Raw genomic sequence first — 25,182 nt, 5'->3', positions numbered from 1 at the left:
TTGCGCAACCTTGTAGGAGCGAGGCTTGCCCGCGAAGACGTCAGCTCAACCAACCCAAATCTCTGGACCCATCATCACCACGACGACCCACTCTGCGCCGCCAACGCCCGCCGGCTATTGGCCCGCATCGCCTTGATCAACGACACCGTCCCCACCAACAGAATCGCCGCGCCAAACAGGAAGTCGATGTTGTACAGCTGGAAATCCTGCAACGGCCCCACCAGCATCATCCGAACCGCACCAATCCCCACCAGCGTCGCCAGGAAATCGATGCCTGGCTCGTCGCGATAAAACACGTGCATCAGCGGCAGGCAGATCACCAGCAGCAACAGCAACACGATCACCTTGAACGAGCCCTTGCGCTCAACACTGAACGCACATTCATTGGCGCTGTAAGCCTTGTAATCCTCATCGCGCACCATCGAGTTCTTCTCGTTGATGTACTCCACGCGGTTGTATTTCTGGATCGGCGTAAAGGTGTTCGACATCTCCATCAGCGTGGTGATGTGGCGCAAACGCAGGTCAATGCGCTCATTGCCCTTGAGGTAATACAGCACCGGTTTGTAGCCGTAGCGGTAGGTGTCGAATGGAAATTCGGTGGCCCGGCCCTGCACGCCGATCGGACGCGATTCCAGTTCGGCGAAGGCGCTTTTATTGTCGGACGCGAGGTTGCGGCTCAGGGGTTTGATCCGCACCTGTTCGAGGAAGATCGGCGTGGCGCCGAAGGACCATTGCAGCGGTTCCAGGCGCAGGCGCAATTCGTTGCGGCCCAGGTCGTAGCGATTGAAGGTGCGTTCGGAAACGATCACCGAACCGCCGAGCATGAACTCGCCGCGCAGGTTGTTGGTGATGCGCAGGGTCAGTTGATCCTTGCCCAGGGACAAGGCATCGGCCGACGGTGGCGTGCCGCACCAGGCGGTGCTGTCATAGGCGCCACCCAGTTGCCCGCCGCGGTTTTCCTGGAACACGTAAAAGTAGCCAGCCCACAGGGTCAGCATCAACAGAAATGCCGTCAGCCCTAAAATCTTCTTGCCGAAACTCACAACGCCAGACTCCCTTCTTGATTTCGTCCATGCAGCCCAAAAACCGGCCGAGTGCGCGGACTCTACCAAAATGCCATCAACCGCCAAAGCAAAAAGATCGCAGCCTTCGGCAACTCCTACAGGTGTACTCATTCCCCTGTAGGAGCTACTGAAGGCTGCGATCTTTTGATCTTGCTGTGTTTACCGACGTCGGAATAATGGCCGCGGCTCAATCACCGACCGCCCATACAACACGCTCATCCCGGCCAGTCCCTTCAACGCATCTTCAGCCGACTTGTCCTCCCGCACCGCAAAACTGTCAAACCCGCATTGCCGCATATGGCTCAGTTGATCGCGCAACACATCCCCAACCGCCCGCAATTCACCGGCCCAACCTAGCCGCGTGCGCAACAGATACGCCTGGCTGTACCCGCGACCATCGCGAAAACTCGGAAAATCCAAGGCGATCAACGGCAGCAGGTTGAAACAGGATTTCAGGCTTTCCACCTCATCGTCCGGCCCCAGCCAAACCCCATTCCGGGTCGGTTCATCCAGCCAACGGGCCAACGGCAGAATCAACCGTCCCGAGGGCATTTCAGCGTCTACCTCCCGCACCAGCGTCCAGGGGTCATCCAGATCAATCCGCGCCACGCCCTCCTCCAGCCGCAACAGATTGTTCATACCGACGCCTCCAGCACTTTCGGGTAGATCCGCTCCTTGAACGGCTCCAGGCCAATGCGTTGCACCGTATCGACGAACAATTCCTCGCTCTCGCGGTAACGGACGAAGGTGCTGATGATGCCTTCAATCACATTGGGCACTTCGGCGGCGCTGAAGGACGGGCCGATGACTTTACCCAGCGCGCTGTTTTTCCCTTGGGCGCCGCCGAGGGTGATCTGGTACCACTCGCTGCCGTTTTTATCGACGCCAAGAATGCCGATGTTGCCGATATGGTGGTGGCCGCAGGCGTTCATGCAGCCGGAGATGTTGAGGCTGATGTCGCCCAAATCGTGAAGATAATCGAGGTCTTCGAAACGGCCCTGAATCGCCTGGGCGATGGGGATCGACTTGGCGTTGGCCAAGGCGCAAAAGTCCCCGCCGGGGCAGGCGATGATGTCGGTCAGCAAGCCGATATTGGCGCAGCCCAGCCCTTGATCGCAGGCCAGGCACCACAGGGCATACAGGTCGGTCTTGGTCACGTCCGGCAACACGATGTTCTGTTCGTGGGCGATGCGGATTTCGCCGAAACCGAACTGCTCGGACCAGTCCGCCACCGCGTCCATCTGCTCGGCGGTGACATCCCCCGGCGGTGAGGCGATGCCGGGTTTGGTCGAGAGCACGACGCTGGCGTACCCCGGCACTTTGTGCGGCTGCACGTTGCGTGCGACCCAACGGGCGAAGGCCGGGTTCTGCGCCAGGCGCGTGCCGAAGTCCAGGTCAGTGCCGGCCAGCGCTTGATACACCGGCGGGACGAAGGCACTGGCCACGCGCTCGTACTCGACGTCGGTCAATTGCGCCGGGCCGTCCTTGAGGTGCTGCCACTCCTCCTCGACTTCCTTGGCGAAGGCGTCGATGCCCAGCGCTTTGACCAGGATCTTGATCCGCGCCTTGTACTTGTTATCCCGCCGACCGTGGCGGTTGTAGACCCGCAGCACCGCCTCGACGTAGGACAGCAAATGCTGCCATGGCAAGCCTTCACGAATCTGCAACCCGAGGATCGGCGTGCGCCCCAGGCCGCCGCCGACGATCACCCGCAGCAGCATTTGCCCGTCGCTGCCAGGGTAAAGATAGAGGCCGATGTCGTGCATCATGATCGCCGCGCGGTCCTGTTTCGCCGAGCAGATGGCGATCTTGAATTTGCGTGGCAGGAACAGGAATTCCGGGTTGATGGTCGACCATTGCCGCAGGATTTCCGCCAGCGGTCGCGGGTCGATCAACTCGTCCGCCGCGACCCCGGCGAAGGCTTCGGTGGTGATATTGCGCACGCAGTTGCCGGAGGTCTGGATCGCGTGCATTTCCACCTGGGCCAGGCGTTCGAGGATGTCCGGCACCTGGGCCAGTTCGATCCAGTTGAACTGCATGTTCTGCCGGGTGGTGAAGTGGCCGTAGCCGCGATCATAGTCCCGGGCGATGCTCGCCAGGGTGCGCATCTGCCCGGCGCCGAGGGTGCCGTAGGGTATGGCGACCCGCAGCATATAGGCGTGCTTTTGCATGTAGAGGCCGTTCTGCAGACGCAGCGGCAGGAACTCTTCTTCGCTCAGTTCATCGGCCATGAAGCGCTCGACCTGATCGCGAAACTGCGCAACCCGCTCGAACACCAGCGCCCGGTCATAGTCGTCGTACTGATACATGTGGCCACCTCATCAGGGTTGATCGGGCTCTGTGGCCCGTTTTCGATGAAGCGACTATGGACCTACGGCGCAGCACGTTACAGACCCACCTGAAACCTAAAAAACCGTATCAGAGCGCGTCAGATCGCCGCAGGACTGCCTTAATCTGATCCGTATAAATCAAGTTTTCCTGAGTCTGTTTTGTTTCCGGCAAGGTTTCTACAGTGCATCCCATGCCAGACCGGGTGGCCTGGCAAGACTTTGCATGGATGAACTGACCATGAGCACAGCAACAATCGGACAGGCCTATAACTACAAGGTCGTCCGCCAATTCGTCATCGCGACCATTGTCTGGGGTGTGGTGGGCATGGCCATGGGCGTGTTTATCGCCTCGCAACTGGTCTGGCCCGAGATGAACCTCGACCTGCCGTGGACCACCTTCGGCCGCTTGCGCCCGCTGCACACCAGCCTGGTGATTTTCGGTTTTGCCGGCAGCGCCCAATTCGCCGCCAGCTACTACGCGGTGCAACGCACCTGCCAGGTGCGGCTGTACTCGGACAAGCTCGCCGCGTTCACCTTCTGGGGCTGGCAATCGGTGATCGTGATCATGCTGATCACCCTGCCACTGGGCTACACCACCACCAAGGAATACGCCGAGATCGAGTTCTCCGGCGCAGTGTGGATGACCGTGGTCTGGGTCGCCTACGCCATCGTGTTCTTCACCACCGTGGTACAGCGCAAGACCAAGCACATCTACGTCGGCAACTGGTTCTTCGGCGCGTTCATCGTGGTGATCGCCATGCTGCACGTGGTCAATCACCTGTCGATTCCGGTGGACTGGTTCAAGTCCTACCCGGTGTATTCCGGGGCCACCGACGCCATGGTGCAGTGGTGGTACGGGCACAACGCGGTGGGCTTCTTCCTGACCACCGGGTTCCTGGGGATGATGTATTACTTCGTGCCGAAACAAGTGGGTCGGCCGGTGTATTCCTATCGTTTGTCGATCGTGCATTTCTGGGCGCTGATCACCCTGTACATCTGGGCCGGCCCGCACCACCTGCACTACACCGCGCTGCCGGACTGGGCGCAGTCGCTGGGCATGGCGATGTCGCTGATCCTGCTGGCGCCGAGCTGGGGCGGGATGATCAACGGCATGATGACGCTCTCCGGCGCGTGGCATAAATTGCGCACCGATCCGATTTTGCGCTTCCTCGTCCTGTCCCTCGCGTTCTACGGCATGTCCACCTTCGAAGGGCCGATGATGGCGATCAAGACCGTGAACGCCCTCTCCCACTACACCGACTGGACCATCGGCCACGTCCACGCCGGCGCGCTCGGCTGGGTCGCGATGATCACCTTCGGCGCGATCTACCACATGGTGCCGAAAGTCTTCGGCCGCGAGCAGATGTTCAGCACGCCGCTGATCAACCTGCACTTCTGGCTGGCGACCATCGGCACCGTGCTCTACATCGCCTCAATGTGGGTCAACGGCATCACCCAGGGCCTGATGTGGCGCGCGATCAACGACGACGGCACGCTGACCTACTCCTTCGTCGAAGCCTTGCAGGCCAGCCATCCGGGGTTCGTGGTGCGGTTTGCCGGCGGCGTGTTCTTCCTCAGCGGCATGCTGCTGATGGCCTACAACACCTGGCGCACCGTGCGAGTATCCGACGTGGCGATGGCTGAACGTGAAGCGCAGATTGCCTGAGGTTCGAGATGATCGAGATAGCGTTGAATCTGTTCGGGATCGTGGGGTTCTGGCTGGCGATCGAGTATTGCCTGAAGCATCAGACGGCCGAGAGCCTGGAGGATGCGAGTTTGATGCCGTTTGCTGATGACCCGGAGGTGGCACGGCGGGTGGAGTTGGCGACGGGCAAGACCGTGAAGGCGGTGGCGCCGGAAGAGGCGAAGCCGGGGTGGGGCAACCTCGAAGTCTGATACCGATCGTTCCCACGCTCTGCGTGGGAATGCCTCAAGGGACGCTCCGCGTTCCAATGGGACGCAGAGCGTCCCGGGCTGCATTCCTTTGCTGCGCGTGGGAACGATCAAGTCACAAGGCAGCGGGAAGATGCTCGTCCCTCAACGGCGGATTGATCTAGAATCTGCCCGTTGAAAACACACTGCCAGGAACGTTCGCGGTTGGGTTCAAGCAATCAGCAGGATTCTTGATCGCCAATAGAAGAGCCACCATGAAACGTGCATTTTTTTCAATAATCGCGCTCTCGCTGCTGCTTGGCGGCTGTGAGCTGAGCACCTTGGCGAGCTGTGCTGGGCGCGCACCGCTGACGATCCAACCCGACAATCTAGCGAGTGCTACAACCGGCAAGCCATATCGCGTCAGTGTCGAGGTAGAAAGACCGAACGTCGCCGTCGCCGGGTTTTATGTCGATCCGGCGCTACCACTGCCTGAAGGGTTGAAACTGGTTTATGAAGAGGGCCAGAACCATGCCGATATCGTCGGCATACCGACAAAGCCCGGACGCTATGAAGTCTCGATTTACCTCAACACTTACGGCACCCAGTGCACCGGCCAGGCGGCGCAACGGACCTACACGCTAAACGTCGAGAGTCATTGAGGCCACACAGCGCCCGGTGTTCGATCAGCCGCGCTCGCGGGGAATCAGGCTCTGCAATTGCACCGCCAGGAAATCCGCATCAAACGCGAAGGTATCCGGGTCTTTCAGGCCATTGGTCTTGCGCCATTGCCAGCTGGTCGACGGCGGCAGGCAGACCAGCGAGATGCTGCCGTAGCGCGCGGCGGTCAGGCCCATCACAGCCAGGGAGATCAGGCCACCGGCGCCCATCACGTCCGGTACGAACTCCACCGGTTTGCCGGCAATCACAATCGTCAGCTTCTCGGTCTTGAAGGTCGAAGTCTCGACCGGCACGCTCGGCCCGGACGCGACGTACAGCTCGCGGCTGACTTCCAGCAGGTTCGGGGCCTGGACCGGTTCCAGCCATTGCTGGATATGATCGAACAGTTCACCAATACGCGTCGCCCACACGGCCGATTGCGCTTCAAACAATTGCTTCTTGTGCGCTTCGCTTTCTGCGTAGTGGCGAAGCATCTCGCCCAGTTGCCGTACGTCGTCCATTGCGGTGTTCCTTTGAGTGAAGCGGTGCTGCGGACTTTGAGCATGGCAGAAGCCAGCGGCCGGCGTACGACTAAAAGCGTGAGCGGTATTGGCTGGGGGTCATGGCCAGGTGCTTGCGAAAGGCGCTGCCCATGTGCGACTGATGGGCGAAGCCGGCGTCCAGGGCGATGCTGGCCAGGGGCAGATCCGTTTGCTCGATCATCCGTCGCGCCGCTTGCAGGCGCACTTCCACCAGATACGCGTGGGGCGTGAGGCCGATGGCGCGGGTGAAGTCGCGCAGGAAACGCAGTTCATTGTGGCCATAGGTGACGGCCAACTGTTCCAGGCTCAGGGGTTGATGAAACTGTTCGGCGATCTGGTCCATGACTCTGGTCAGGGCCTTGGGTGTGGTCCGGGAATCTGTTTTTGCCCCCGCTTGCCCCACCAGTTGCAGTGCCGTTTGCTCAAGCGCCAGTGCGTCGGGTTGCGGATCGAGCAGCAAGCGGCGCAGCGTCCGGGCCAGTCCCAATGCCTGGCTTTGGCCCGCGAACTGTATGCGGTGATTGATCGATGGCAGATGCTGACGGGCAAACGCTTCGTCCACCCGCAGCAGCAAGTATTCGCCACCACTGGCCGATTCGGAAAACACCTCAACACCCACCGGCGTGTGCGCCAGGACGCCGGGCAAGGTGTCGAAGTCCACTCGACGGTCGGAATCGATGGCATGCACCCCTTGCTGACGCTCCAGGGTCACGCCGAGCGTGTGCCATTGCGCCGGATCCCGCGCGCTGTACGCCGCGCGCGGCAGCAGTTGCAGGCAGAGTTGATCGTCCAGCAGGCGTTGGCTCAGCATGTGAAATTTCCTGATAGATCGAAGCGCGGATCCACGGGAGACTCTCTGACAAAGGGTTGTCATTAAACAGGAGCACAGCATGCGCACCATCGGCCTTATCGGCGGCATGAGCTGGGAGTCCAGCGCCGAATACTATCGCCTGATCAACCAGCAGGTCCGCGACCGCCTCGGACCGTTGCGTTCGGCGCAGTTGTTAATGTACAGCGTCGACTTCGGGCCTGTCGAACAGGCCCAGCATGCCGGGCGCTGGGACGATGCGGCGGCGATCCTGGTGGATGCCGCGCGCAGGCTGGAAGCGGGCGGTGCCGAGTGCGTGGTGCTGTGTACCAACACCATGCACAAGGTGGCCGGGCAGATTCAGGCCGCGATCAGCATTCCGTTCCTGCACATCGCCGACCCGACCGGCCAGACGGCAGTCGAGGCCGGCGCGCTCAAGGTGGGCTTGCTGGGGACCGCGTTCACCATGGAACAGGATTTCCTCAAGGATCGCCTGAGCGCCATGGGCCTGACGGTGCTGGTGCCGGAAGCCGAGGAACGCCAGGCCGTGCACCGGATCATTTACGACGAGTTGTGCGTCGGGGTGATCAGTGATGCTTCGCGCAAGGTCTATCAGCAAGTCATCAAATCGCTCACCGCGCGGGGCGCCCAGGCGATCATCCTCGGTTGCACGGAAATCGGCCTGCTGATCAAACCCGAGCACAGCGCCCTGCCCCTGCTCGACACCACCGAACTGCATGCCCGGGCGGCAGTGGCGTTTGCCTTGGGTGATTGACTCAACCAGCCTTGGGCGTGGAACGCAGGCGCGCCATGCTCAAGGCATCCACCAGCACGCCGTCACGCACGGCGTAGTCGCGGAACAGGCCTTCGTCTTCAAAGCCGAATTTGCGGTAGAGCCCGATGGCGGCTTCGTTGTCGGCGTACACCGAGAGCTCGACCCGGCGCAGGCTCATCCAGTTGTCGGCGATGTCCAATGCCGTCGCCAGCAGCTTCGAGCCGACGCCCTTGCCCTGCCACTCCACCGCGACGCCCATGCCGATACTGCCGGCGTGGCTGCGGCGGATCCGCGAAAACTGCTCCAGGCCGATATTGCCAATGATCACCCCCTGATGCAGCGCCACCAGTTGCACCACTCGCTCGTTTTCCGGCATCAGGCGTTTGCGCCAGACTTCGGTGGATTGAAACGGCATTTGCAGCACCTGGCGGGTGATCGCCGGGTCGTTGTAGAGCGCGGTGATGCCGTCGATGTGGGATTCGCTGAAGCGCTGGATCGTGATGATGGCGTCGGTGCTAGGCATGGTGATTCTTCCTTGAATGGCCCCTGACTCTAACCCGCGATCCACCTGAATGGCGAGCCACTCTTGTAGGAGCGAGGCTTGCCCGCGAAGCTGTGTGTCAGTCACCTCTTTATTGCCTGATCCACCGCTTTCGCGGGCAAGCCTCGCTCCTACAGGGATCTGCGCGTTCAGGTGTAGACCGGCCAGGTGTCGACGATTTTGCCACCGCGCACCGCCAGCAAATCCCCAAACTGCAACAACACCGATTCCGTCTGCGTCGGGCGCAAGAACACCTGATCTTCCACCGCCAGCCCCACGGCGCTGGAGCCATTGACCATTTCCTGGTTGGAGCTGCGGCCGTACACGCCGTTGCTCTGTAACCCCAGGGGCGATTCGAACTCGGCCATCCAGTTGCCGCCGTAAATAAAAAACGTCTCGCGCTGATTGGCGTCCCACCACGAGAACAGTTTCGACTTGTCATCCAGCGCCGGAATGTTCACCGCCCCGGTCCTTTTCAACACCGGCGTGGCGATGTACGCCGCCGGCACATGGTCCACCAGCGACGGCAAATCGTAGTGCGTCGGCTTGAGCATCGCCGTGCCCACGGACACTTCAGTGCTCACGCGTTCCTGTTCGTGCATGCGATAACTCGGGCTACCGGCGGTGTTAAGCGTCAGCCCTTCGCGCCACAGACCGGGGTACTGCTGGCGGGTGAAATCGACGCAGCGGTTGTAGATCACCATCACTTTTTCAAACAGTGCCTCGGGTGAACCGAGAATCCCCGGCACACCCATGCCCACGAACGGGTCGTAGCCCATGAAGCCGGCGAATTCCAGGTGCTGCGGGCGTGCGCTGATCAGCGCCAGCATCTGCCCGAGCACGTCCAAATCGCTGACGCCGCCACGGTGCAGGCCAACGTCCAGTTCGATATTGACCCGCAACCGCGTGCCCAACCCTTGCGCCAGCGCCAGGTATTGCTGAAGCCTTTGCGGGGTATCGAGCAGCCACTGCAATTGCTTCGCCGGGTTGAACGGCCCCTTGTGGGTTTCGTAAAACAGCTGCGCCGAGCGCACCGGCAGCGGTTTGCCCAGCAGGAGGTCGGCGTCCGGAAACAGCACGGCGTCATGGTTGAGAAACGGCTGGTGAAACGACATCAAGCGCTTCGTCCCGGCGCGCCGAGCGATGTAACTCAGCAGCCCCGGTGCCGGCAGTGATTTCTCCACCAGTCGCAGGTGTTTGCCGGCGCGCTGGACCGACTTCATTACCACGTCGATGTTGTGATCGAGGCGATCCAGATCGATCAGCATCACCGGACGCATCGGGCCGTGAGCGTTCAGTTCACGGTTCAAGGCGCGGAAATAATCGCTGTACGGCCCTCCTCGATCCCCCGGCCGTAGCCAGGCGCCTACACCCACCAGCAAGGCGCCCACGCCCAAGGTGCCGAGCAGGAAATTGCGGCGATTCACGGCCATCAGTTCACCCCCAGAATCGACGACAAATGCGCGTTGAGAAACTTGCCGCTGGGGTCCAGCGCCTGGCGAACGTCAATGAATGCCCGCCAGTGCGGGTACAGCGGCTGCAGGTTTTTGGCGTTCAACGTGTGCAACTTGCCCCAGTGCGGCCGGCCGTTGTATTTCCAGAAGATCGGCTCCACGGCGGCGAAGAAATTGTGATGATCCATCTGGTAATGCTGGTGGACCGAGATCGAACAACTGTCGCGGCCCTCGAACATGCTCAGGGGAATGTCATCGGCTTTCACATAGCGATACTCGATGGGAAACCAGGTGCGCAGGTCTTTGTTCTGAATCAGTTTGAGGATCTCGCGCAAGCAGGCCGGGCCGTGTTCCGCCGGCACTGAATACTCCATCTCGTTGAACCGCACGGTGCGCACGTTGGCGTAGATGTCGAACGAGTCGCCCACCCGGTCGTCGAAACTGGCGAGGTGGCGCAGGTTGTTGAGCAGCGTGCGGCGCAGGTCGGGGAAGTCGCTGGCGTACTTGTCGATTTTTTCGATCAGGGTCACGAACTCGTTGCCGCCCTCCTCATCCGCCGGGATCGGTGGCGTGGCCGGGTCGGTGGTTTCGTTCAGGGCAATCGACAAGGCGTAGTCGGAATGAGTCACCACGAGCATTTCCCAGTGCTGGTTTTCCCGGGTGTTCTTGTCGAGGTCTTCCAGCAGCTCTTCGGTCTTGGCGATCCACTGGCGCTCCCGCAGCCGATACGCCGGGCGATTTTGCAGACGGATTTTGGTGGCCACGCCCAACGCGCCGAGGGAGACCCGGGCGGCGCTGAACACCTCGGGATGGCGGGTGCTGTCGCAGTCCAATACGTCGCCGCTGGCAGTCACCAGTTGCAAGCCGCAGACGTGGGCCGAATAGGACTGAAAGGTTTTGCCGGTGCCGTGGGTCGAGGTGGAGATGGCGCCGGCGAGGGTCTGATAGTCGATGTCGGCCATGTTGGGCAGGGCCTGGCCGATGTCCTTGAGCGGTGTGCCCATGCGTGACATCGGCGTGCCGGCGGCGAACTCGGCCTGCAAGGTCTGGGGGTCGTGATCGAGCAGGCCGGTGAAGTAGCTCAGGGACACCAGCGTGCCGTCGGTGGGCACCAGGGCGCTGAAGGAGTGAGCCGAGCCGACCGGGCGGATTTTGCCGGGGGCCTGACGGATGACTTGGGTCAGTTCATCGAGGTTCTTCGGCGCCAACCGCGCCGCTGGCAAGCAACTCTGGCCGCCGGACCAGTTGCGCCAGGGAATCAGTCGCGGCGCGCGCAACAACTCGGCCAGCGCCGGGCTTACGCCGAGCGCGGTGAAGGCGCCGATGACGCTCGCCCGTTGCAGTAACTGACGTCGTGTCAGGTCCATCGTCATGGCTGCACCTGCCGTTCTTATTGTGGGATGGACTGGCCGGACATGAAGGCAATCAGTGCGAGGAACTCGTCCTCCGAACACTGCATGCACAGGCCCATCGGCGGCATGCCGTTGTAGCCGTTGATCGCGTGATCGAGCAGCGTGTCAGCGCCTTGCTGCACCCGCGGTTCCCAGGCTTTTTGATCGCCGGTCAGCGGTGCGCCGGCGGCGGGGTTGGCGTGGCAGAGCTTGCAACTGTTGGCGTAGACCTGGGCCAGTGCGGCGTCTGTGGGCATGGCGTTGGCTACTTCGCTGCGGGTGACCGGGGGCTTTGGCTCATCACCGCAACCGCTCAGCAGCGCGGCGAAGACGCAGCCCACCAACGCCAAACAACGGCTAGGCTTTTCAGTGAATCGACGTGCCCGCATGGCGGTCCTCTCTTGTGGCGCCCCGCAGCGGGAGACACCTTTTTATTGTGATCAAGGCGAGGTCAACACTAAGGCACCAGCGCGCCCGGGTTGAGGGCATTGGGGGCCAACTAGGGGGGCATCTGAGGCCATGACCCGTTCCGCCCTTCAAATGACCGAGCGACACAAACGCTGAGATGAGTCATGACAAGCAAGGGTCAGGTCTGCTAAAACGATTCATCAGCGCATCACAGAATCCAGACGGGGTAGCGACATGACCACAGCACACATCCTTGGCAATCTGTTTCCCGACAGCAGCGACATCCCGGAAAAATACCGCCTCGACGGCCAGACCGAGCAGCGCGAATACCTGGTCGACGGCGAACTGCGCACCTGGAACGGCCCCCTCGCCCAAGTCCGCAGCCCGGTGTACCTGACCGGCGAAAATGGCGACGAGCAAGTGATCCTCGGCAGCACGCCGTTGCTGGACGCCGAAACCGCCCTGACCGCCCTCGACGCCGCCGTCCGCGCCTACGACCGTGGCCAGGGCCTGTGGCCGACCATGCGCGTGGCCGAGCGCATCCAGCACGTCGAAGCCTTCCTCGGACGCATGCGCCAACAGCGTGAGGCGGTGGTGAAATTGCTGATGTGGGAAATCGGCAAGAACCTCAAGGACTCGGAAAAAGAGTTCGACCGCACCTGCGATTACATCGTCGACACCATCAATGCCCTCAAGGAACTCGACCGCCGCTCCAGCCGTTTCGAACTGGAGCAGGACACCCTCGGCCAAATCCGCCGCGTACCGCTGGGCGTCGCCTTGTGCATGGGGCCTTACAACTATCCGCTGAACGAAACCTTTACCACGCTGATCCCGGCGCTGATCATGGGCAACACCGTGGTGTTCAAACCGGCCAAGCTCGGCGTGCTGTTGATCCGGCCGTTGCTGGAAGCGTTCCGCGACAGTTTCCCGACTGGCGTGATCAACGTGATCTACGGCAGCGGCCGGGAAACCGTCAGCGCGCTGATGGCCAGCGGCAAGATCGATATCTTTGCGTTTATCGGCACTAACAAAGCGGCCAGTGACCTGAAGAAACTGCACCCGAAACCACACCGCTTGCGCGCGGCATTGGGCCTGGATGCGAAGAACCCCGGCATCGTCCTTCCCGAAGTCGATCTGGACAACGCCGTCAGCGAAGCGCTCACCGGTTCGCTGTCGTTCAATGGCCAGCGCTGCACCGCGCTGAAAATCCTCTTCGTCCACGAAGACGTGGTCGAGTCGTTCATCGAGAAATTCAACGCCAGACTCGCCACCCTCAAACCCGGCATGCCGTGGGACAGCGGCGTGGCCCTGACCCCGCTGCCGGAAGCGAGCAAGGTCGATTACCTGCATTCGCTGGTGGCGGATGCGGTGAGCAAAGGCGCTGCCGTGGTCAACCCCAACGGCGGCCAGGCCCGGGCGTCGTTCTTCTACCCGGCGGTGCTGTTCCCGGTGAACCCGCAGATGCGCGTCTATCAGGAAGAACAGTTCGGCCCCGTGGTGCCGATCGTGCCCTACCGGCATCTGGACACGGTGATCGACTACGTCTTGGAATCGGATTTCGGCCAACAGTTGAGCATCTTCGGTACGAACCCGGTGGCGGTCGGCCGACTGGTCGACACCTTTGCCAATCAGGTCGGGCGCATTAACATCAACGCCCAGTGCCAGCGCGGCCCGGACACCTTCCCGTTCAACGGTCGCAAGAACTCCGCCGAAGGCACTTTGTCGGTCCATGATGCGCTGCGGGTGTTTTCGATCCGCACGCTGGTGGCGACCAAGTTCCAGGACAGCAATAAAGCGCTGATCAGCGAGATCATTCGCGGGCGGGATTCGAGCTTCCTGACCACCGATTACATTTTCTGAGGAGACGCTATCTGAGCGCCTATCGCCTGCCACCGCTGATGCGTCGATTGCTGCGTCCATTGCTGGATCCGTATCGGCGCTATCGCAACGCGCGAGTGATCCACGCGGTGCGGGTGTCGTTAGGCTTGCTGGCGACGATCCTGCTGACCACCGGCATTCACCTGCCCCACGGCGAGTGGGCGTCGGTGACCATGCTGGTGGTGATCGGCGGCTTGCAGCATCACGGCAACATCGGCAAGAAAGCCGCCGAGCGGGCGATCGGCACCTTGATCGGCGCCGGTGTCGGCTTGCTACTGGTGGCGCAACAGGCCTGGCTCGGGATGCCGTGGCTGACGTATTTCGCGATGTCGGTGGTGTGCGGGTTCTTCTCGTATCACGCCATCGGCAAGGGCGGCTACACGGCGCTGCTGTCGGCGATTACCGTGTTTATCGTCGCCGGGCATGGCGATAACCCGGTCACCGACGGGTTGTGGCGCGGCGTGGACATTCTGATCGGCATTGCCCTGGCCCTGGCGTTTTCCTTCGCCCTGCCGCTGTACGCGGTGTTCTCCTGGCGCTACAACCTGGCCGACGCCTTGCGCGATTGCGCGACCCTTTATGGGCGCATCATCAATGGCCAACCGGTCACCGCGGACGAACACCTGAAGATCATGGGTCGCCTGAATACGGTGCTGGTGCAACTGCGCTCGCTGATGCCGTCGGTGTCCAAGGAAGTACGGATTTCCATGACTGAATTGGATGCCATTCAACGTAATCTGCGGATGTGCGTCAGCACCCTGGAAATCCTTGGCAACACGCGTCCGGATGCCAGTGATCCGGTGGCCATGGCGCATCTTCAAACCGCGTTGAAAGCCGAGCACCGGCAGATCCGCGTGCAGTTGATCGGCATGGCCCGGGCCTTGAAATCTGGGGCCGCCCAGCGGCTGAACCGGCCGGTGGAGCTGCCGGAAATCGGTCTCGACGCGCCGGTCTACAGTCCGCTGGATGGTTATCGTCTGTTGACCCGGCAACTGGCCGCGAACATCAGCGAAATGCGCCAGCGCCTGGCCAAGACTGCGCCGCGCTGGAACCTCTGAGGCTTACGGCGTGGCCGCCCGGCGCAGCTTCAGGCCCCAACCCTGCTGCATACCGGCAGCGGCCAGCAGGATAGCGGCCACACCGAGCCATTGCAGCGGCTCCAGGCGATGGCCGAACGCGAACCAGTCAACGAAAATCGCCGCAATCGGGTAGATGAACGACAGTGCGCCGGTCAGTGCCGTCGGCAGTTTCTGGATGGCGCCGTAGAGCAATACGTACATCAAACCAGTGTGCACGATGCCCAGGGTAACCAGGCTGGCCCAGGCACTCGGCGCTTGGGGCAATGCCGAAAAGTGCGCGAAAGGCGCGAGCAACAGTACGCCGGTGCAGACCTGAATCAAGGCGATCAGGTGCGGCGGCGTGCCGGTCAGGCGCTTGATGATCAACGCAGCCACCGCATAAAGAAACGCCGCCCCCAGCGCCAGGCCGATCCCCATCAAGTAATCATTGCCGCCCGCCCCCTGCTCGCCATGGGCGCTGACAATCGCCAGCATTCCGAGAAAGGAAATACCCAGCCAGAACAGCTTCTGCAAGGTGATTTTCTCCCCGAGAAACAGCGCGGCCAAGCCGACCAACATGAACGGTTGAACGTTGTACACCGCCGTGCCAATGGCAATTGATGCACGGGAATAGGAGGCGAACAGCAGCACCCAGTTGCCGACAATCGCCATCCCGCTGAGCACGGCCAACAGAAACGTGGTGCGGGTCAGAATACCGGGGCGCAGGAAGCCGAAAGCCACGCAAATCAGCAACAAGGTGCCGGCACCAAATACGCAACGCCAGAACACCACGTCCAGCACCGGCTGGCCCGACACCAGCACGAACCAGCCGATGGTTCCGGAAATAAGCATGGCGGCGGTCATTTCGAATGACCCGCGCCGTAGTGTTTTGTCCATCATCAGACTCCTGTGTTTGAGCGCAAATTATGCCAATCCGTCGAACGTCTCCTCCAGCGCAAAAATCAGGCTAAACTCGATTTCTGCCTTTTTTATCGAGGCCGTTTTGTTTAATTGCCTAATCGAGGTTTCGCCATGACCGACGATATTGATCAAGTGCTGATCAGCGCCTTGATGGAAGACTCACGGCGCTCGCTCAAAGCCTTGGCGCAGATCAGCGGGTTGTCATCACCCAGCGTGGCCGAGCGCCTGCGCCGACTCGAAGAACGCGGCGTGCTCAAAGGCTACACCGTAGAAATCGACCCCAGATGTTTTGGCTATCAGCTGCAAGCCATCGTGCGAATTCGCCCATTGCCTGGGCAATTGCAGGAAGTCGAGCGGCAGATCCAGGCCATTCCCGAATTCACCGAGTGCGATAAGGTCACCGGCGACGACTGCTTCATTGCGCGCCTGCATGTGCGCTCGATGGAACAACTGGACACCTTGCTCGACCGCCTCAACACCCACGCCGAGACCAACACAGCGATAGTGAAGAAAACCCCGGTCAAGCGCCGGTTGCCACCGATGGCGTGAGTGTGGTTTGGGGCTGAATGGGATAGATTGATGGTTTACCGGCGAAGGATTGGCGGCATGAAAACTCAGACAATATTACTCGCCGCATTGATGCTGGTGGGTTGCGGCACTGTTCAAACGGTGGTGCGCAGTGACGAAGCGGCGGCAAAGAGTCTCAAGGAAAAAAGAAGCTACTGCGGTGCGGTTCCACGGATCTACAGTGGTGTGACCTATGATTTCTGCACCCTGCATGCGCCGCTGGAGGCAGGCGTCGATCCGGAGAAATACAACAACGGAACAATTATTGTGTTGATTGATGCGGTCATTTCCGGCGCACTTGACACCATGCTCCTGCCCTACACCATCTATCGCCAACAAGCCGATGGCAGCATTGTCGTGGCGGAGTAAGGAAGGCCCTTTCCTGATCGTAATAGGGTTTTCGCTTTCACCACTCTTCATACACCGCTAGAGTGCGCACCCCGCTTGCCGACCGGCAACACTACAAAGAAGTATTTATGCGCCCGTTACTACGGCATCTCTGTCCCAGCGCCGTACCTCGTCTCGTGCGCAACCTGCTGCTGGGAAGCCTGATTATTCAAGCAACAGGCTGCGCGATGTTTTCCAATCATGTGACCCTCAAGACTGAGATGCCCGCCCAGTTTGTCGTGGACGTAACCGCCTCCTATCGTCCGTTGTTCACCAGTGTATGCATCTTGCCCGACGATTACGCCGGGGATCCCAATCCTGACAAAGCGATGTTTTACAGTCAGCTGTCCCCTACACCTTATACGTCTGAATTCGAGGTGGAGCTGGGCAAAAGAGTCGGCGATTGCACACTGGTGCTCAACAGTTTCGACTTCACGATCCGGGATCGGTCACAGGCCGGTCGCAATACGTTTGAAACCTCCACCGTTGGACTTGAAGTCGAAACATTCCTGAAGGAGGACGAGCAGCTCGCGACCAGGCTGGACGAGCAATTGCTTGAAGTACGCTGCCACTGGGAAGACGCGGACACCAAGAGTCGCCCTGAACGAAGACTCGAATGTCACGTCTTGGATGCCAATAAGCACGAGCGAAAGGGCGGGCAGTTGGGCATGTTGAAAATGAGACAGCTGCAGGGTCTGACGTTGCGGCTGAAAGTAAGCGCGGCCGATATGGTTGAAATATCCCAGCCTCTGAAATAAAGCGCACCTGTCCGATAGTGAAAGAGACGTCCATAAAAAACCCGCCGAAGCGGGTTTTTTATTACTCAAGGCTTGCGATCAGTCATCGCGGCTCATGATGCCGAAGAGCTGCAACAGGCTGATGAACAGATTGTAGATCGATACATACAGGCTGATGGTCGCCATGATGTAGTTACGCTCGCCGCCATGAATGATGGCGCTGGTCTGGAACAGAATGCAGACCGAGGAAAACAGCACGAAACCTGCGCTGATCGCCAGTTGCAGACCGCTGATCTGGAAGAAGATGCTTGCCAGCGTCGCGCCCAGCAACACGAAGAACCCGGCGGTGATGAAACCACCGAGGAAGCTCATGTCCTTGCGAGTGATCAGCACATAGGCCGACAGACCACCGAACACCAGCGCAGTCATCGCGAAAGCGGAACTGACCACTTCAGCCCCGCCCTGCATGCCCAGGTAACGATTGAGGATTGGGCCAAGCAGGAAACCCATGAAACCGGTCAACGCAAAAGCCGACACCAGGCCCCAGGCCGAGTCACGAAGCTTGTTGGTAAGGAAGAAAAGGCCATAGAAGCCGATCAGCACCACGAAAATATTCGGGTAGCCGACACGCATCTGCTGTGCAACGAACGCCATCACACCGCTGAATGCGAGGGTGAGAGCGAGCAAGCCGTACGTGTTGCGCAGGACGCGGCTAACCTCTAGCTGCTCAGCCTGCACGCTGTTATTAACTGCGTAATCCTGTTCGCGCATGGCGACACTCCTGTTGGTTTGAAACGTTCAGTCGCAAAGATCATAACAGACGCTCTGTAACAAGCCATGCAGAGAGTTTGACAGCGTGTTTCATTCAGGTATTATGGCGCCCGCAACGCAAACGGAGGTGTGGCCGAGTGGTTTAAGGCAACGGTCTTGAAAACCGTCGACTGTAACAGGTCCATGAGTTCGAATCCCATCGCCTCCGCCATCTTGAATACGTTAGAGCCCTGATTAGTCAGGGCTTTTTCGTTTCTGGGGTTTGGTGAAATCACTCCCTGTTGGCATGTGGTCCATAACCATACTGGAACCGTTCCATAACCAAGCTCGTTTTGCCCCTCTTCCGGCGTCCTGCCGATAGTTAAAAATCCTTCATGTAACACGATGCTACGCCGGCCTTTTAAGCGAGGATTCGCGACGCCTCATTCAGACTTGCTCCCTTCCCTGCCGTACAGGCTTATGCGGGAAAGGCCCTCGCTTTATTCACGGCACATTCTTGAAGAAGACGTAACCACCGAGCTTCAGCGCCTGCGTGACCTTCGCCGCCCAGCGTGCGGGCGAGGATGGCGCGGTCTTTCCCAGAAGCAGTCATCACTTTTTCTCCAGGCAAAAAAAAGCCCGCACTGGGCGCGATTCAATGATTAAGCTGTGTGTTCCACGCATGGAGGCATTTATGAAGTACACAACGATTCTTTTGATTGCAGCGTTACTCGGTGGTTGCTCCTCATACAGTGAGCGCGGTACCGGCGAAGGCGCAAGGGAGTTCAACAACAAGGGCTACACCGTCCGCTGCGATGCGACCCCGGCCAACCAGCAAGGCTGCTATACCCCCGCGCCGTCGTGGTCTTGGTGGCCGTCCAACCACATAAAATTGAAATTAGGGGCGAACTGAATAAGTTCCTTGTCTGGGCTTCTTGGTGAAGGGGATGCTGGAGATCGGGCAGGTTTCTCCAGGCAAAAAAATACCCACTCAATGGCGGGCGTGGGGTTTGATCATTCAGTTTTGACTCTAGAGCGACAATCCGCTCTTCAAGAAGGACATTCCTCGCTGAAAGCTCTTAGATGGCGCCGACCAAAGGCGCCACTCTATCAATAGTTTGCACCTGTACTAACCGTATACGAGTTGGATTGCTTAGCGACGGAGCACCCGCAATTGCTCGTTCCGCAGTTATCAAAGCGTTGTTGGGTAACAGCTGAACTTGCGCAATTCAAGCCTGGAAAGATGAACATACATTCATCCAGCCAAAGCCGTAGGTGTCTACCCTCAAGGTTCCGACATAGTGAATACAGGAGTAACCCACCATGTTCTCGCACGAAAGCATCCCGCTTATTTCGCTCTTCATCATCATGCTGCTTTGCGTGCTTGGAGCCGTTCTTCACCCCATACACGCATTCTGTAGCTGGGTTCAAAGGCGCAGGAGTAAACCCATTCTCGATCGCACGGAGCAAGTGAGGAGGTTTTATTCTCGCTGAGTGACGTCCAATGAGGCCCGGCACAGTCCGGGCTTTTTGTTGCCTGTACGAATCCGGGATGAGCCTGAATGTGCTCGCCTGCAACCTGAAAAGGGTCATGAAAATAATAGGCACCACGGGCTCCTTCATCCCTTGTTTTGTGCCATGGCCCCCCGTTCCCTTTCCTGAATGTTCAGGACTAAAGTTCGCGCACTTTACCCACAAAAGACCTGACGACAGCAGAACCGACTATCCTTTCGGACAGTGAACGCTGCACTCTTGGCAAAAAGGGACGCCATGCCAGTCTATGATCGCGCCATCGACTCCAGACCCGCCATCCTATGGGGAGATCGAACCTGTCTGATCAAGCCCTGGCGAATGCGGATGGCCTCAATTGCGGTTTTCTGTCTTTTCACGGCAACTCCCGGGTATGGTCAGAACCTGCCAACCGCAGCGGGTGCCGAAAAAGCCACGGTTACGGTGATTCAAGCGCAGGAAATCGTTTCCAGGGCCACCCTCGGAGCCGTTCGCTGGAGCGGCCCTGAATCCGGCCCGCAAGCACAGCGGGGCAAGAGCATCGCCTTTGTCGCAGAAGATTTGCGTAACGGAGGCATTGTCGGTGTCGCCCAGGGCGCTCGGGAGGCAGCCAAAGCGATGGGCTGGACGCTGAAGATCTTCGATGGTGCCGGATCATCGACCGGGCGCGCAAAGGCCTTTGCCGATGCCCTGGCAGCGAAACCCGACGGCCTCATCCTGTGCGGCTCCGATGCCCTGGAGAACAATGCGGAGCTGAACCTCTTCGCCAACAGGGATGTGCCGGTGGTTGCCTGGCACGCCGGGGCACGCCCCGGGCCGATTGACGGCACGCCGGTGGCCATGAACGTCACGACCGACCCGCTCGAAGTAGCGCGACTCACGGCAATGGCAGCAGTGGCGCAGTCAAACGGACACGCCGGCGTGGTGATCCTGACCGACTCCAAGTACAGCATCGCCATGGCGAAAGCCAAGGCCATGGAAGACGTCATTCGGGCCTGTCGCGAATGTACGTTGCTGGAAGTGCGCGATGTCGCGATCTCCGAAAGTGGCGAGAAGATGCCGGCGATCACCAAGGAACTGCTTCAGCGCTATGGAAAGCGCTGGACCCACACACTGGCCATCAACGATATCTATTTCGACTACTCGATTGCCTCATTGACCAACGCCGCAATACCCAGTGACGGCATCAGTCTGTTGTCTGCTGGCGATGGCAGCGCTTCGGCTTTCTTGCGTATACAGGCAAAAACCTACCAGACCGTCACCGTGGCCGAGCCGCTCAACCTGCATGGCTGGCAGGTGATGGATGAATTGAACCGGCTGTTTGCAGGTCAGCCGGTGAGTGGCTTCGTAGCGCCGATTCACCTGGTCAACGCCGACAATATTGCCTTCGACGGCGGGAAGAAATTCCAGTACGACCCTGACAATGGCTATCGGGACATTTACCGCCACCAATGGAATCCCTGAGATTGGACGTTACTTCCCGACTCGGACGCTGGCTATTGCCGCAATCACTGCGCGCGCAATTCACATTGGCGTTTCTGACGCTGGCGCTGTTGATCCTGGCGGGTGGTGCAACGGCGGTCTACGCGTTGCGCACGTCAAACAGCGCCACCCGCCAGCTGACAGATGAACGACTGGTCCGTATGCAAGATGGGCAAGACATGCTGCAGCGTACCTTGCTGATCGAGCGCCAGACCGATCAGCTTTTGACAACCCGCTCTCCCGACGCCCTGCGTTCAAGCTATGCGGCGACCGTCGAACAGCTTGAAGCCCTTGATCAACTGGTGCAGCAACTGACTGCCGCGAACAGTGGCGTGGCGATACTGGACATGTACCAGTCGAGCCAGATGTTCCGCAATACCGCCAACATCGTTGCGCAGCTACGCGAAAGCCTGCTGCAATCGGAGGTCACCTTCGAGCAAACCCTGACGGATCTCACCGCCCGGTTAACCGCGACCCAGACCCGGGCCAGCCTGGAACTGGCGGTGTTACTTTTCGATCTGCCCCAGGCTGTTGACAGTGATGCCGTGCAGCGGCTTCAGGTCCGCTATAAGCTCCTGTCCCGAACGGCGGGCAAGTTACCCGACGCTGGTGTGGAGACGCCCGATCTCTTCGCCCTGCGCCTGCGGCTCATCAATCAGCAAAAGGTGATACAGCGCTTCAATGAGGAACTGAAGAATGAGGCCGGGGTGCTGGTCGCGGTAGCCCGTGCGCAATCCAGTGCCTACACCGAAGACTATCGCGAAGCCGTGCAGCGCCTGGTTGAGGCCTCAAATCGCAGCCAGCAATGGGTGCTGATCATGTTGGGCGCCAGCCTGGTGTTCGCCTGGTTCGTGACCCGGGTTTTCATGGGGCGTCATGTGCTCGTGCGCCTGAATGAAATAAGCCGGCAGTTGCGTCAGGAGCACACGGACAAAACGCATTTGATGATGGCCGAACACGGGAAAGACGAGATCGGCAACATGGCTCGCGCGGTGAATCAATTCCTTAAAGACCGACTTCAACTGGAAAAAAGAACGGTCCAATTGAGTATCGCCACAGAGCGGCTCGCCGTGCAAAACGGCCGATTAGAGCAAGAAGCCATCATCCGCACCGGACAGGGTCATGTCCTGGAGCTGATCGCCAGGAGCACCGAGCTTGCAGTAGTCCTCGACAGCCTGGCTCACTTGGTCGAATCCCAACTGGAGGGGATGATGGTGTCCATCCTGGTGCTGGATGAGGATGGCACTCACCTGCTGCACGGGGCGGCCCCCAGTTTGCCGAAAGCCTATAACCAGCTCATTGACGGGATAGCGATCGGTCCGAACGTCGGTTCCTGCGGCACCGCGGTGTATCGACGAGAACCGGTCATCGTCACGGATATAGCGCTGGACCCGCTGTGGGAGGCGTACCGTTCAATCGTTGCACCCTATGGATTTCGCTCCTGCTGGTCGACGCCGATTCTGTCCCATGAGCGAAAGGTATTGGGTACGTTTGCTTTGTATTCCAACACCGTACGCAGCCCTCGCGCGACCGAGACGCGACTGATCGATCTGGCGACACCCCTTGCTGGCATTGCGATAGAACGCCAACTGACCGAAAAACGCATTCGCTATATGGGCGATCATGACGCACTGACGGGGCTGCCGAATCGCACACTGCTCGAAGACCGCCTCAAGCAGGCAATACTTTACGCTCAGCGCTACAACCGCCTGGTGACGGTGGTGTTTCTCGATCTGGATAAATTCAAACTGGTGAATGACAGCCTCGGGCACAGTGCTGGAGATGAGCTGCTCAAAACCGTCGCCCGGCGCATGCTGGAGTGTGTACGTCGCACCGACACCGTCGTGCGACTGGGTGGCGACGAGTTTGTGATCATCCTGTTCGACCAGCCTTCAGACGTGGACGGCGTTACTCCAGCCCTGCACAAAATCCAGGAAGCCATCCTGCGGCCGATTCAGCTCAGCGGACATACACTGCACGTCACCTGCAGCATGGGGCTGGCCACCTACCCTGCCGACGGCAGCGATACCGACACGTTACTCAGCAACGCGGACGCCGCCATGTACCGGGCCAAGGAGCTGGGTCGCAACAGTTACCAGTTCTATACGAGCGAGATGAATAACAAGGTTCAGGGCAAGCTCGCCATGCAAGACGGGCTTCGAAACGCACTCAACCATGACGAGTTCCTGCTGCTGTACCAGCCCCAGGTGGATTTGCACTCAGGTCAGATTATCGGCGTAGAAGCACTGATCCGCTGGCAGCATCCCGAGCTTGGCATGGTGCCGCCAATCAAATTCATTCCGCAGGCCGAAGAGACCGGATTGATTGTGCCCATCGGCGACTGGGTGATTCATACCGCATGCAGACAAAACAAGGACTGGCAGGAAGCGGGCTATCCGCCGATCACCATGTCGGTGAATATTTCAGCACGCCAGTTCATCGAAAGGGACCTGATCGACCGGGTGAGGCATGCCTTGCAAGAAACCGGACTGGACCCGATGTACCTTGAGCTGGAACTGACCGAAAGTCTGATCATGCAAGACCTTCAGCAAGCGATCAGCAAAATGAAAGAACTGCAATCAATGGGGATCAGTCTCTCGATCGACGACTTCGGCACCGGCTACTCCAGCCTCGCCGCATTGAAAAGCTTCCCGATCGCAAGACTCAAGATCGACCAGTCTTTCGTGCGCGATCTGCCCGACAACGAGAACGACAAAGCCATCGCCACCGCCGTGATTTCGTTGGGGCACAAACTGAACCTCAAGGTCATTGCCGAAGGTGTCGAAACCGAAGAGCAGCAAACCTTCCTGCGTGAAAACGGCTGCGATGAAATTCAGGGTCACGTTTTCAGCAGAGCGGTCAGCGCAGAGGAAATCAGTCTGTTACTGCGCACCCCCCGGTTACCACAACCGGGGCGTATTGCGAGCCCTGGCTCGGTCAGGCGAAAACGCGATGTAAAACGCCCAGGCAGTCCAATGCCCGGACATTAATCAACGTCGGCCAGGGATGCGTGCAGAAATCGAAGTGCACACCGAGGCGTTAGGCGTGGTCGCTGATGCGCTGCGTTATCGACAGTGCAAGTTGCAACGGACTGCAAGTCGGATAAATTCATGCCTTCGCAGAGGACTCTGCTGTCACACTCTCGGACAGGTCATGGCCGGCTATTGTCTTGAACGATGTGCTCGCGTGAGGTCCTGAGAGCCAAGCGATGCCCAGCAGAAGGGTTACTGAATGCCGAAGAAACAGCCGGAAAATATAACAGCGACGACCGCTGCGGACATTGAACGCTCTATCCAGGCCCTGAACAAAATGGCTGAACGCCTTTGGGGGGATGGCCGGGAATCCGAGGCAAAAGCGCTCCTTGATGCGCTGGATGCTCTGAACAGAGCGCTGGATCGAATCAGAATTGGCGAGAGTCGCAGAGTTGCGACACTCCACTAAGAAATGCATGAATTAGCCTGCCACCGTGTCGCAGGCTGGATAAATCGACGGAGCGAAGGCATACATCCATGGGGTTTCTTGAGTTTTTATCCGACCTTCTCACCCTTTTCGGCAATATTCCATCTTATGAAAAACCTCGTAGGGCCTTCACACGAGGATTTGTCGCGTTTTGTGTGCTGGTGGCCGTGCTTGAGCTGATGATTCTGAACCATATCTATAGCGGGCTATAGACACAAATGATCGCTACATCTGGCCTGACTTAATGGTCAGCTGTTAGTTCATGTGCTCCCACAGACCACCCATCGCTCATAACTTTGCAAGACTCAAGCATTTCACAAAGATCAGCTCTGGATCGTCCGGATCAAGATTCTCTACTCGGCCACTGTCTTGATAGCCGAGTTGTCTGAGTCATTGCTGCATCGGAACGTTGGATGTGCTCCTGGCGGCCCTTCTCTGTTTTGGCGAGAGGGTCGATATCCATCAGAAACTCAACGTCACTCGAGACGGCCTGTCTATTTGCCAACTCATTATTTGCCCTCGGCTTCGTGTCATCCGAGTGTACTTTTGCCGCTACGGTCAGGGCTAAAGCGATGTTGCACGCTTGAGC

At 59.3% G+C, this 25,182-nt stretch carries 24 protein-coding genes and 1 tRNA gene; 14 read left to right on the top strand and 11 right to left on the bottom strand.

Translation table 11 applies throughout. The features are described from left to right. Positions 1-74: 74 nt before the first annotated feature. The 3 genes from ACZ89E_RS05630 to ACZ89E_RS05620 form a co-directional block, all read right to left on the bottom strand. Complete coding sequence (locus tag ACZ89E_RS05630) at positions 75-1,043, bottom strand: hypothetical protein (protein ID WP_149661488.1); 969 nt, start codon at positions 1,041-1,043, stop codon at positions 75-77. Between the two features lie 180 nt (positions 1,044-1,223). Continuing rightward, a complete protein-coding gene (locus ACZ89E_RS05625) occupies positions 1,224-1,703 on the bottom strand; it encodes a DUF934 domain-containing protein (protein ID WP_149661489.1) in 480 nt (159 codons plus the stop codon). Further along, positions 1,700-3,373, bottom strand: coding sequence for a nitrite/sulfite reductase (locus tag ACZ89E_RS05620; protein ID WP_476255060.1), 1,674 nt, complete (start codon positions 3,371-3,373; stop codon positions 1,700-1,702). Before ACZ89E_RS05620 ends, ACZ89E_RS05625 begins: the two co-directional genes overlap by 4 nt. A 259-nt stretch (positions 3,374-3,632) precedes the next feature. Between ACZ89E_RS05620 and ccoN the strand changes: the two genes are divergently transcribed. The 3 genes from ccoN to ACZ89E_RS05605 all read left to right on the top strand — a co-directional run bounded on the left by ccoN (position 3,633) and on the right by ACZ89E_RS05605 (position 5,928). After that, positions 3,633-5,060, top strand: a complete 1,428-nt coding sequence (gene ccoN / locus ACZ89E_RS05615; RefSeq protein WP_149661491.1) for a cytochrome-c oxidase, cbb3-type subunit I — start codon at positions 3,633-3,635, stop codon at positions 5,058-5,060. A gap of 8 nt (positions 5,061-5,068) precedes the next feature. Then, complete coding sequence (locus ACZ89E_RS05610; RefSeq protein WP_149661492.1) at positions 5,069-5,290, top strand: cbb3-type cytochrome c oxidase subunit 3; 222 nt, start codon at positions 5,069-5,071, stop codon at positions 5,288-5,290. A gap of 251 nt (positions 5,291-5,541) precedes the next feature. Then, on the top strand, positions 5,542-5,928 hold the full coding sequence (locus tag ACZ89E_RS05605) for a hypothetical protein (RefSeq protein WP_476255059.1): 387 nt from the start codon (positions 5,542-5,544) through the stop codon (positions 5,926-5,928). A 24-nt stretch (positions 5,929-5,952) separates the two neighbouring features. Here ACZ89E_RS05605 and ACZ89E_RS05600 read toward each other — a convergent pair whose 3' ends face one another. Together ACZ89E_RS05600 and ACZ89E_RS05595 are read right to left on the bottom strand one after the other, a co-directional pair. Next, entirely contained in the window at positions 5,953-6,447 is a 495-nt protein-coding gene (locus ACZ89E_RS05600; RefSeq protein WP_149661494.1) for a hypothetical protein, read from the bottom strand. A 70-nt stretch (positions 6,448-6,517) separates the two neighbouring features. After that, positions 6,518-7,279 carry a helix-turn-helix domain-containing protein gene (locus ACZ89E_RS05595; RefSeq protein ID WP_476255058.1) on the bottom strand — a complete coding sequence of 254 codons (762 nt, stop codon included), beginning with the start codon at positions 7,277-7,279 and terminating at the stop codon, positions 6,518-6,520. A 79-nt stretch (positions 7,280-7,358) separates the two neighbouring features. Between ACZ89E_RS05595 and ACZ89E_RS05590 the strand changes: the two genes are divergently transcribed. Next, positions 7,359-8,051, top strand: a complete 693-nt coding sequence (locus ACZ89E_RS05590; protein ID WP_476255057.1) for an aspartate/glutamate racemase family protein — start codon at positions 7,359-7,361, stop codon at positions 8,049-8,051. Between the two features lies 1 nt (position 8,052). On the opposite strand, the gene ACZ89E_RS05585 is transcribed toward ACZ89E_RS05590, so the two are convergent. The 4 genes from ACZ89E_RS05585 to ACZ89E_RS05570 all read right to left on the bottom strand — a co-directional run bounded on the left by ACZ89E_RS05585 (position 8,053) and on the right by ACZ89E_RS05570 (position 11,826). Then, a complete protein-coding gene (locus ACZ89E_RS05585) occupies positions 8,053-8,574 on the bottom strand; it encodes a GNAT family N-acetyltransferase (protein WP_476255056.1) in 522 nt (173 codons plus the stop codon). Positions 8,575-8,741: 167 nt separating this feature from the next. Beyond that, positions 8,742-10,025, bottom strand: coding sequence for a DSD1 family PLP-dependent enzyme (locus ACZ89E_RS05580; RefSeq protein ID WP_476255055.1), 1,284 nt, complete (start codon positions 10,023-10,025; stop codon positions 8,742-8,744). Continuing rightward, positions 10,025-11,419: a D-arabinono-1,4-lactone oxidase gene (locus ACZ89E_RS05575; RefSeq protein ID WP_476255054.1), complete on the bottom strand. Its 1,395-nt coding sequence runs from the start codon at positions 11,417-11,419 to the stop codon at positions 10,025-10,027. The genes ACZ89E_RS05580 and ACZ89E_RS05575 overlap by 1 nt, the downstream gene beginning before the upstream one ends. A 17-nt stretch (positions 11,420-11,436) precedes the next feature. Next, entirely contained in the window at positions 11,437-11,826 is a 390-nt protein-coding gene (locus ACZ89E_RS05570; protein WP_476255053.1) for a c-type cytochrome, read from the bottom strand. A gap of 253 nt (positions 11,827-12,079) precedes the next feature. Between ACZ89E_RS05570 and ACZ89E_RS05565 the strand changes: the two genes are divergently transcribed. Then, entirely contained in the window at positions 12,080-13,705 is a 1,626-nt protein-coding gene (locus ACZ89E_RS05565) for an NADP-dependent glyceraldehyde-3-phosphate dehydrogenase (protein ID WP_149661501.1), read from the top strand. A 38-nt stretch (positions 13,706-13,743) separates the two neighbouring features. After that, complete coding sequence (locus tag ACZ89E_RS05560; protein WP_463257548.1) at positions 13,744-14,781, top strand: FUSC family protein; 1,038 nt, start codon at positions 13,744-13,746, stop codon at positions 14,779-14,781. Positions 14,782-14,784: 3 nt separating this feature from the next. On the opposite strand, the gene ACZ89E_RS05555 is transcribed toward ACZ89E_RS05560, so the two are convergent. After that, complete coding sequence (locus ACZ89E_RS05555; RefSeq protein ID WP_149661503.1) at positions 14,785-15,678, bottom strand: DMT family transporter; 894 nt, start codon at positions 15,676-15,678, stop codon at positions 14,785-14,787. A gap of 135 nt (positions 15,679-15,813) precedes the next feature. Between ACZ89E_RS05555 and ACZ89E_RS05550 the strand changes: the two genes are divergently transcribed. The 3 genes from ACZ89E_RS05550 to ACZ89E_RS05540 all read left to right on the top strand — a co-directional run bounded on the left by ACZ89E_RS05550 (position 15,814) and on the right by ACZ89E_RS05540 (position 17,414). Further along, positions 15,814-16,251, top strand: coding sequence for an Lrp/AsnC family transcriptional regulator (locus ACZ89E_RS05550; RefSeq protein WP_133839030.1), 438 nt, complete (start codon positions 15,814-15,816; stop codon positions 16,249-16,251). 57 nt (positions 16,252-16,308) lie between these two features. Beyond that, entirely contained in the window at positions 16,309-16,638 is a 330-nt protein-coding gene (locus tag ACZ89E_RS05545; protein ID WP_476255052.1) for a YceK/YidQ family lipoprotein, read from the top strand. A gap of 107 nt (positions 16,639-16,745) precedes the next feature. After that, positions 16,746-17,414: a hypothetical protein gene (locus ACZ89E_RS05540; protein WP_476255051.1), complete on the top strand. Its 669-nt coding sequence runs from the start codon at positions 16,746-16,748 to the stop codon at positions 17,412-17,414. Between the two features lie 78 nt (positions 17,415-17,492). On the opposite strand, the gene ACZ89E_RS05535 is transcribed toward ACZ89E_RS05540, so the two are convergent. Continuing rightward, positions 17,493-18,164 carry a Bax inhibitor-1/YccA family protein gene (locus ACZ89E_RS05535; RefSeq protein WP_149661506.1) on the bottom strand — a complete coding sequence of 224 codons (672 nt, stop codon included), beginning with the start codon at positions 18,162-18,164 and terminating at the stop codon, positions 17,493-17,495. Positions 18,165-18,287: 123 nt separating this feature from the next. Between ACZ89E_RS05535 and ACZ89E_RS05530 the strand changes: the two genes are divergently transcribed. The 5 genes from ACZ89E_RS05530 (at position 18,288) to ACZ89E_RS05510 (ending at position 24,575) form a co-directional block, all read left to right on the top strand. Then, positions 18,288-18,375: transfer RNA gene (locus tag ACZ89E_RS05530), tRNA-Ser, on the top strand. A gap of 462 nt (positions 18,376-18,837) precedes the next feature. Further along, entirely contained in the window at positions 18,838-19,056 is a 219-nt protein-coding gene (locus tag ACZ89E_RS05525) for a hypothetical protein (RefSeq protein ID WP_149662272.1), read from the top strand. A 1,040-nt stretch (positions 19,057-20,096) separates the two neighbouring features. Then, entirely contained in the window at positions 20,097-21,116 is a 1,020-nt protein-coding gene (locus ACZ89E_RS05520; protein WP_476257018.1) for a substrate-binding domain-containing protein, read from the top strand. Beyond that, positions 21,104-24,124 (top strand): EAL domain-containing protein, encoded by a 3,021-nt coding sequence (locus ACZ89E_RS05515; protein WP_476255050.1) that lies wholly within the window; start codon positions 21,104-21,106, stop codon positions 24,122-24,124. The genes ACZ89E_RS05520 and ACZ89E_RS05515 overlap by 13 nt, the downstream gene beginning before the upstream one ends. A gap of 241 nt (positions 24,125-24,365) precedes the next feature. Continuing rightward, on the top strand, positions 24,366-24,575 hold the full coding sequence (locus ACZ89E_RS05510; RefSeq protein ID WP_463257569.1) for a hypothetical protein: 210 nt from the start codon (positions 24,366-24,368) through the stop codon (positions 24,573-24,575). The last annotated feature ends 607 nt before the right edge of the window (positions 24,576-25,182 follow it).

This window comes from Pseudomonas sp. TE3899 (genome assembly GCF_056279105.1).
The sequence above is the reverse complement of the archived record's forward strand: the minus strand, read 5'-3'. Positions and strand labels throughout refer to the sequence as shown.

Bases quoted from the DNA above. Each gene is read 5' to 3' on its own strand.
- ACZ89E_RS05625 (WP_149661489.1), bottom strand. From the start codon at position 1,703: ATGAACAATCTGTTGCGGCTGGAGGAGGGCGTGGCGCGGATTGATCTG.
- ACZ89E_RS05620 (WP_476255060.1), bottom strand. From the start codon at position 3,373: ATGTATCAGTACGACGACTATGACCGGGCGCTGGTGTTCGAGCGGGTT.
- ccoN (WP_149661491.1), top strand. From the start codon at position 3,633: ATGAGCACAGCAACAATCGGACAGGCCTATAACTACAAGGTCGTCCGC.
- ACZ89E_RS05610 (WP_149661492.1), top strand. From the start codon at position 5,069: ATGATCGAGATAGCGTTGAATCTGTTCGGGATCGTGGGGTTCTGGCTG.
- ACZ89E_RS05605 (WP_476255059.1), top strand. From the start codon at position 5,542: ATGAAACGTGCATTTTTTTCAATAATCGCGCTCTCGCTGCTGCTTGGC.
- ACZ89E_RS05600 (WP_149661494.1), bottom strand. From the start codon at position 6,447: ATGGACGACGTACGGCAACTGGGCGAGATGCTTCGCCACTACGCAGAA.
- ACZ89E_RS05595 (WP_476255058.1), bottom strand. From the start codon at position 7,279: ATGCTGAGCCAACGCCTGCTGGACGATCAACTCTGCCTGCAACTGCTG.
- ACZ89E_RS05590 (WP_476255057.1), top strand. From the start codon at position 7,359: ATGCGCACCATCGGCCTTATCGGCGGCATGAGCTGGGAGTCCAGCGCC.
- ACZ89E_RS05585 (WP_476255056.1), bottom strand. From the start codon at position 8,574: ATGCCTAGCACCGACGCCATCATCACGATCCAGCGCTTCAGCGAATCC.
- ACZ89E_RS05580 (WP_476255055.1), bottom strand. From the start codon at position 10,025: ATGGCCGTGAATCGCCGCAATTTCCTGCTCGGCACCTTGGGCGTGGGC.
- ACZ89E_RS05575 (WP_476255054.1), bottom strand. From the start codon at position 11,419: ATGACGATGGACCTGACACGACGTCAGTTACTGCAACGGGCGAGCGTC.
- ACZ89E_RS05570 (WP_476255053.1), bottom strand. From the start codon at position 11,826: ATGCGGGCACGTCGATTCACTGAAAAGCCTAGCCGTTGTTTGGCGTTG.
- ACZ89E_RS05565 (WP_149661501.1), top strand. From the start codon at position 12,080: ATGACCACAGCACACATCCTTGGCAATCTGTTTCCCGACAGCAGCGAC.
- ACZ89E_RS05560 (WP_463257548.1), top strand. From the start codon at position 13,744: ATGCGTCGATTGCTGCGTCCATTGCTGGATCCGTATCGGCGCTATCGC.
- ACZ89E_RS05555 (WP_149661503.1), bottom strand. From the start codon at position 15,678: ATGGACAAAACACTACGGCGCGGGTCATTCGAAATGACCGCCGCCATG.
- ACZ89E_RS05550 (WP_133839030.1), top strand. From the start codon at position 15,814: ATGACCGACGATATTGATCAAGTGCTGATCAGCGCCTTGATGGAAGAC.
- ACZ89E_RS05545 (WP_476255052.1), top strand. From the start codon at position 16,309: ATGAAAACTCAGACAATATTACTCGCCGCATTGATGCTGGTGGGTTGC.
- ACZ89E_RS05540 (WP_476255051.1), top strand. From the start codon at position 16,746: ATGCGCCCGTTACTACGGCATCTCTGTCCCAGCGCCGTACCTCGTCTC.
- ACZ89E_RS05535 (WP_149661506.1), bottom strand. From the start codon at position 18,164: ATGCGCGAACAGGATTACGCAGTTAATAACAGCGTGCAGGCTGAGCAG.
- ACZ89E_RS05525 (WP_149662272.1), top strand. From the start codon at position 18,838: ATGAAGTACACAACGATTCTTTTGATTGCAGCGTTACTCGGTGGTTGC.
- ACZ89E_RS05515 (WP_476255050.1), top strand. From the start codon at position 21,104: ATGGAATCCCTGAGATTGGACGTTACTTCCCGACTCGGACGCTGGCTA.
- ACZ89E_RS05510 (WP_463257569.1), top strand. From the start codon at position 24,366: ATGCCGAAGAAACAGCCGGAAAATATAACAGCGACGACCGCTGCGGAC.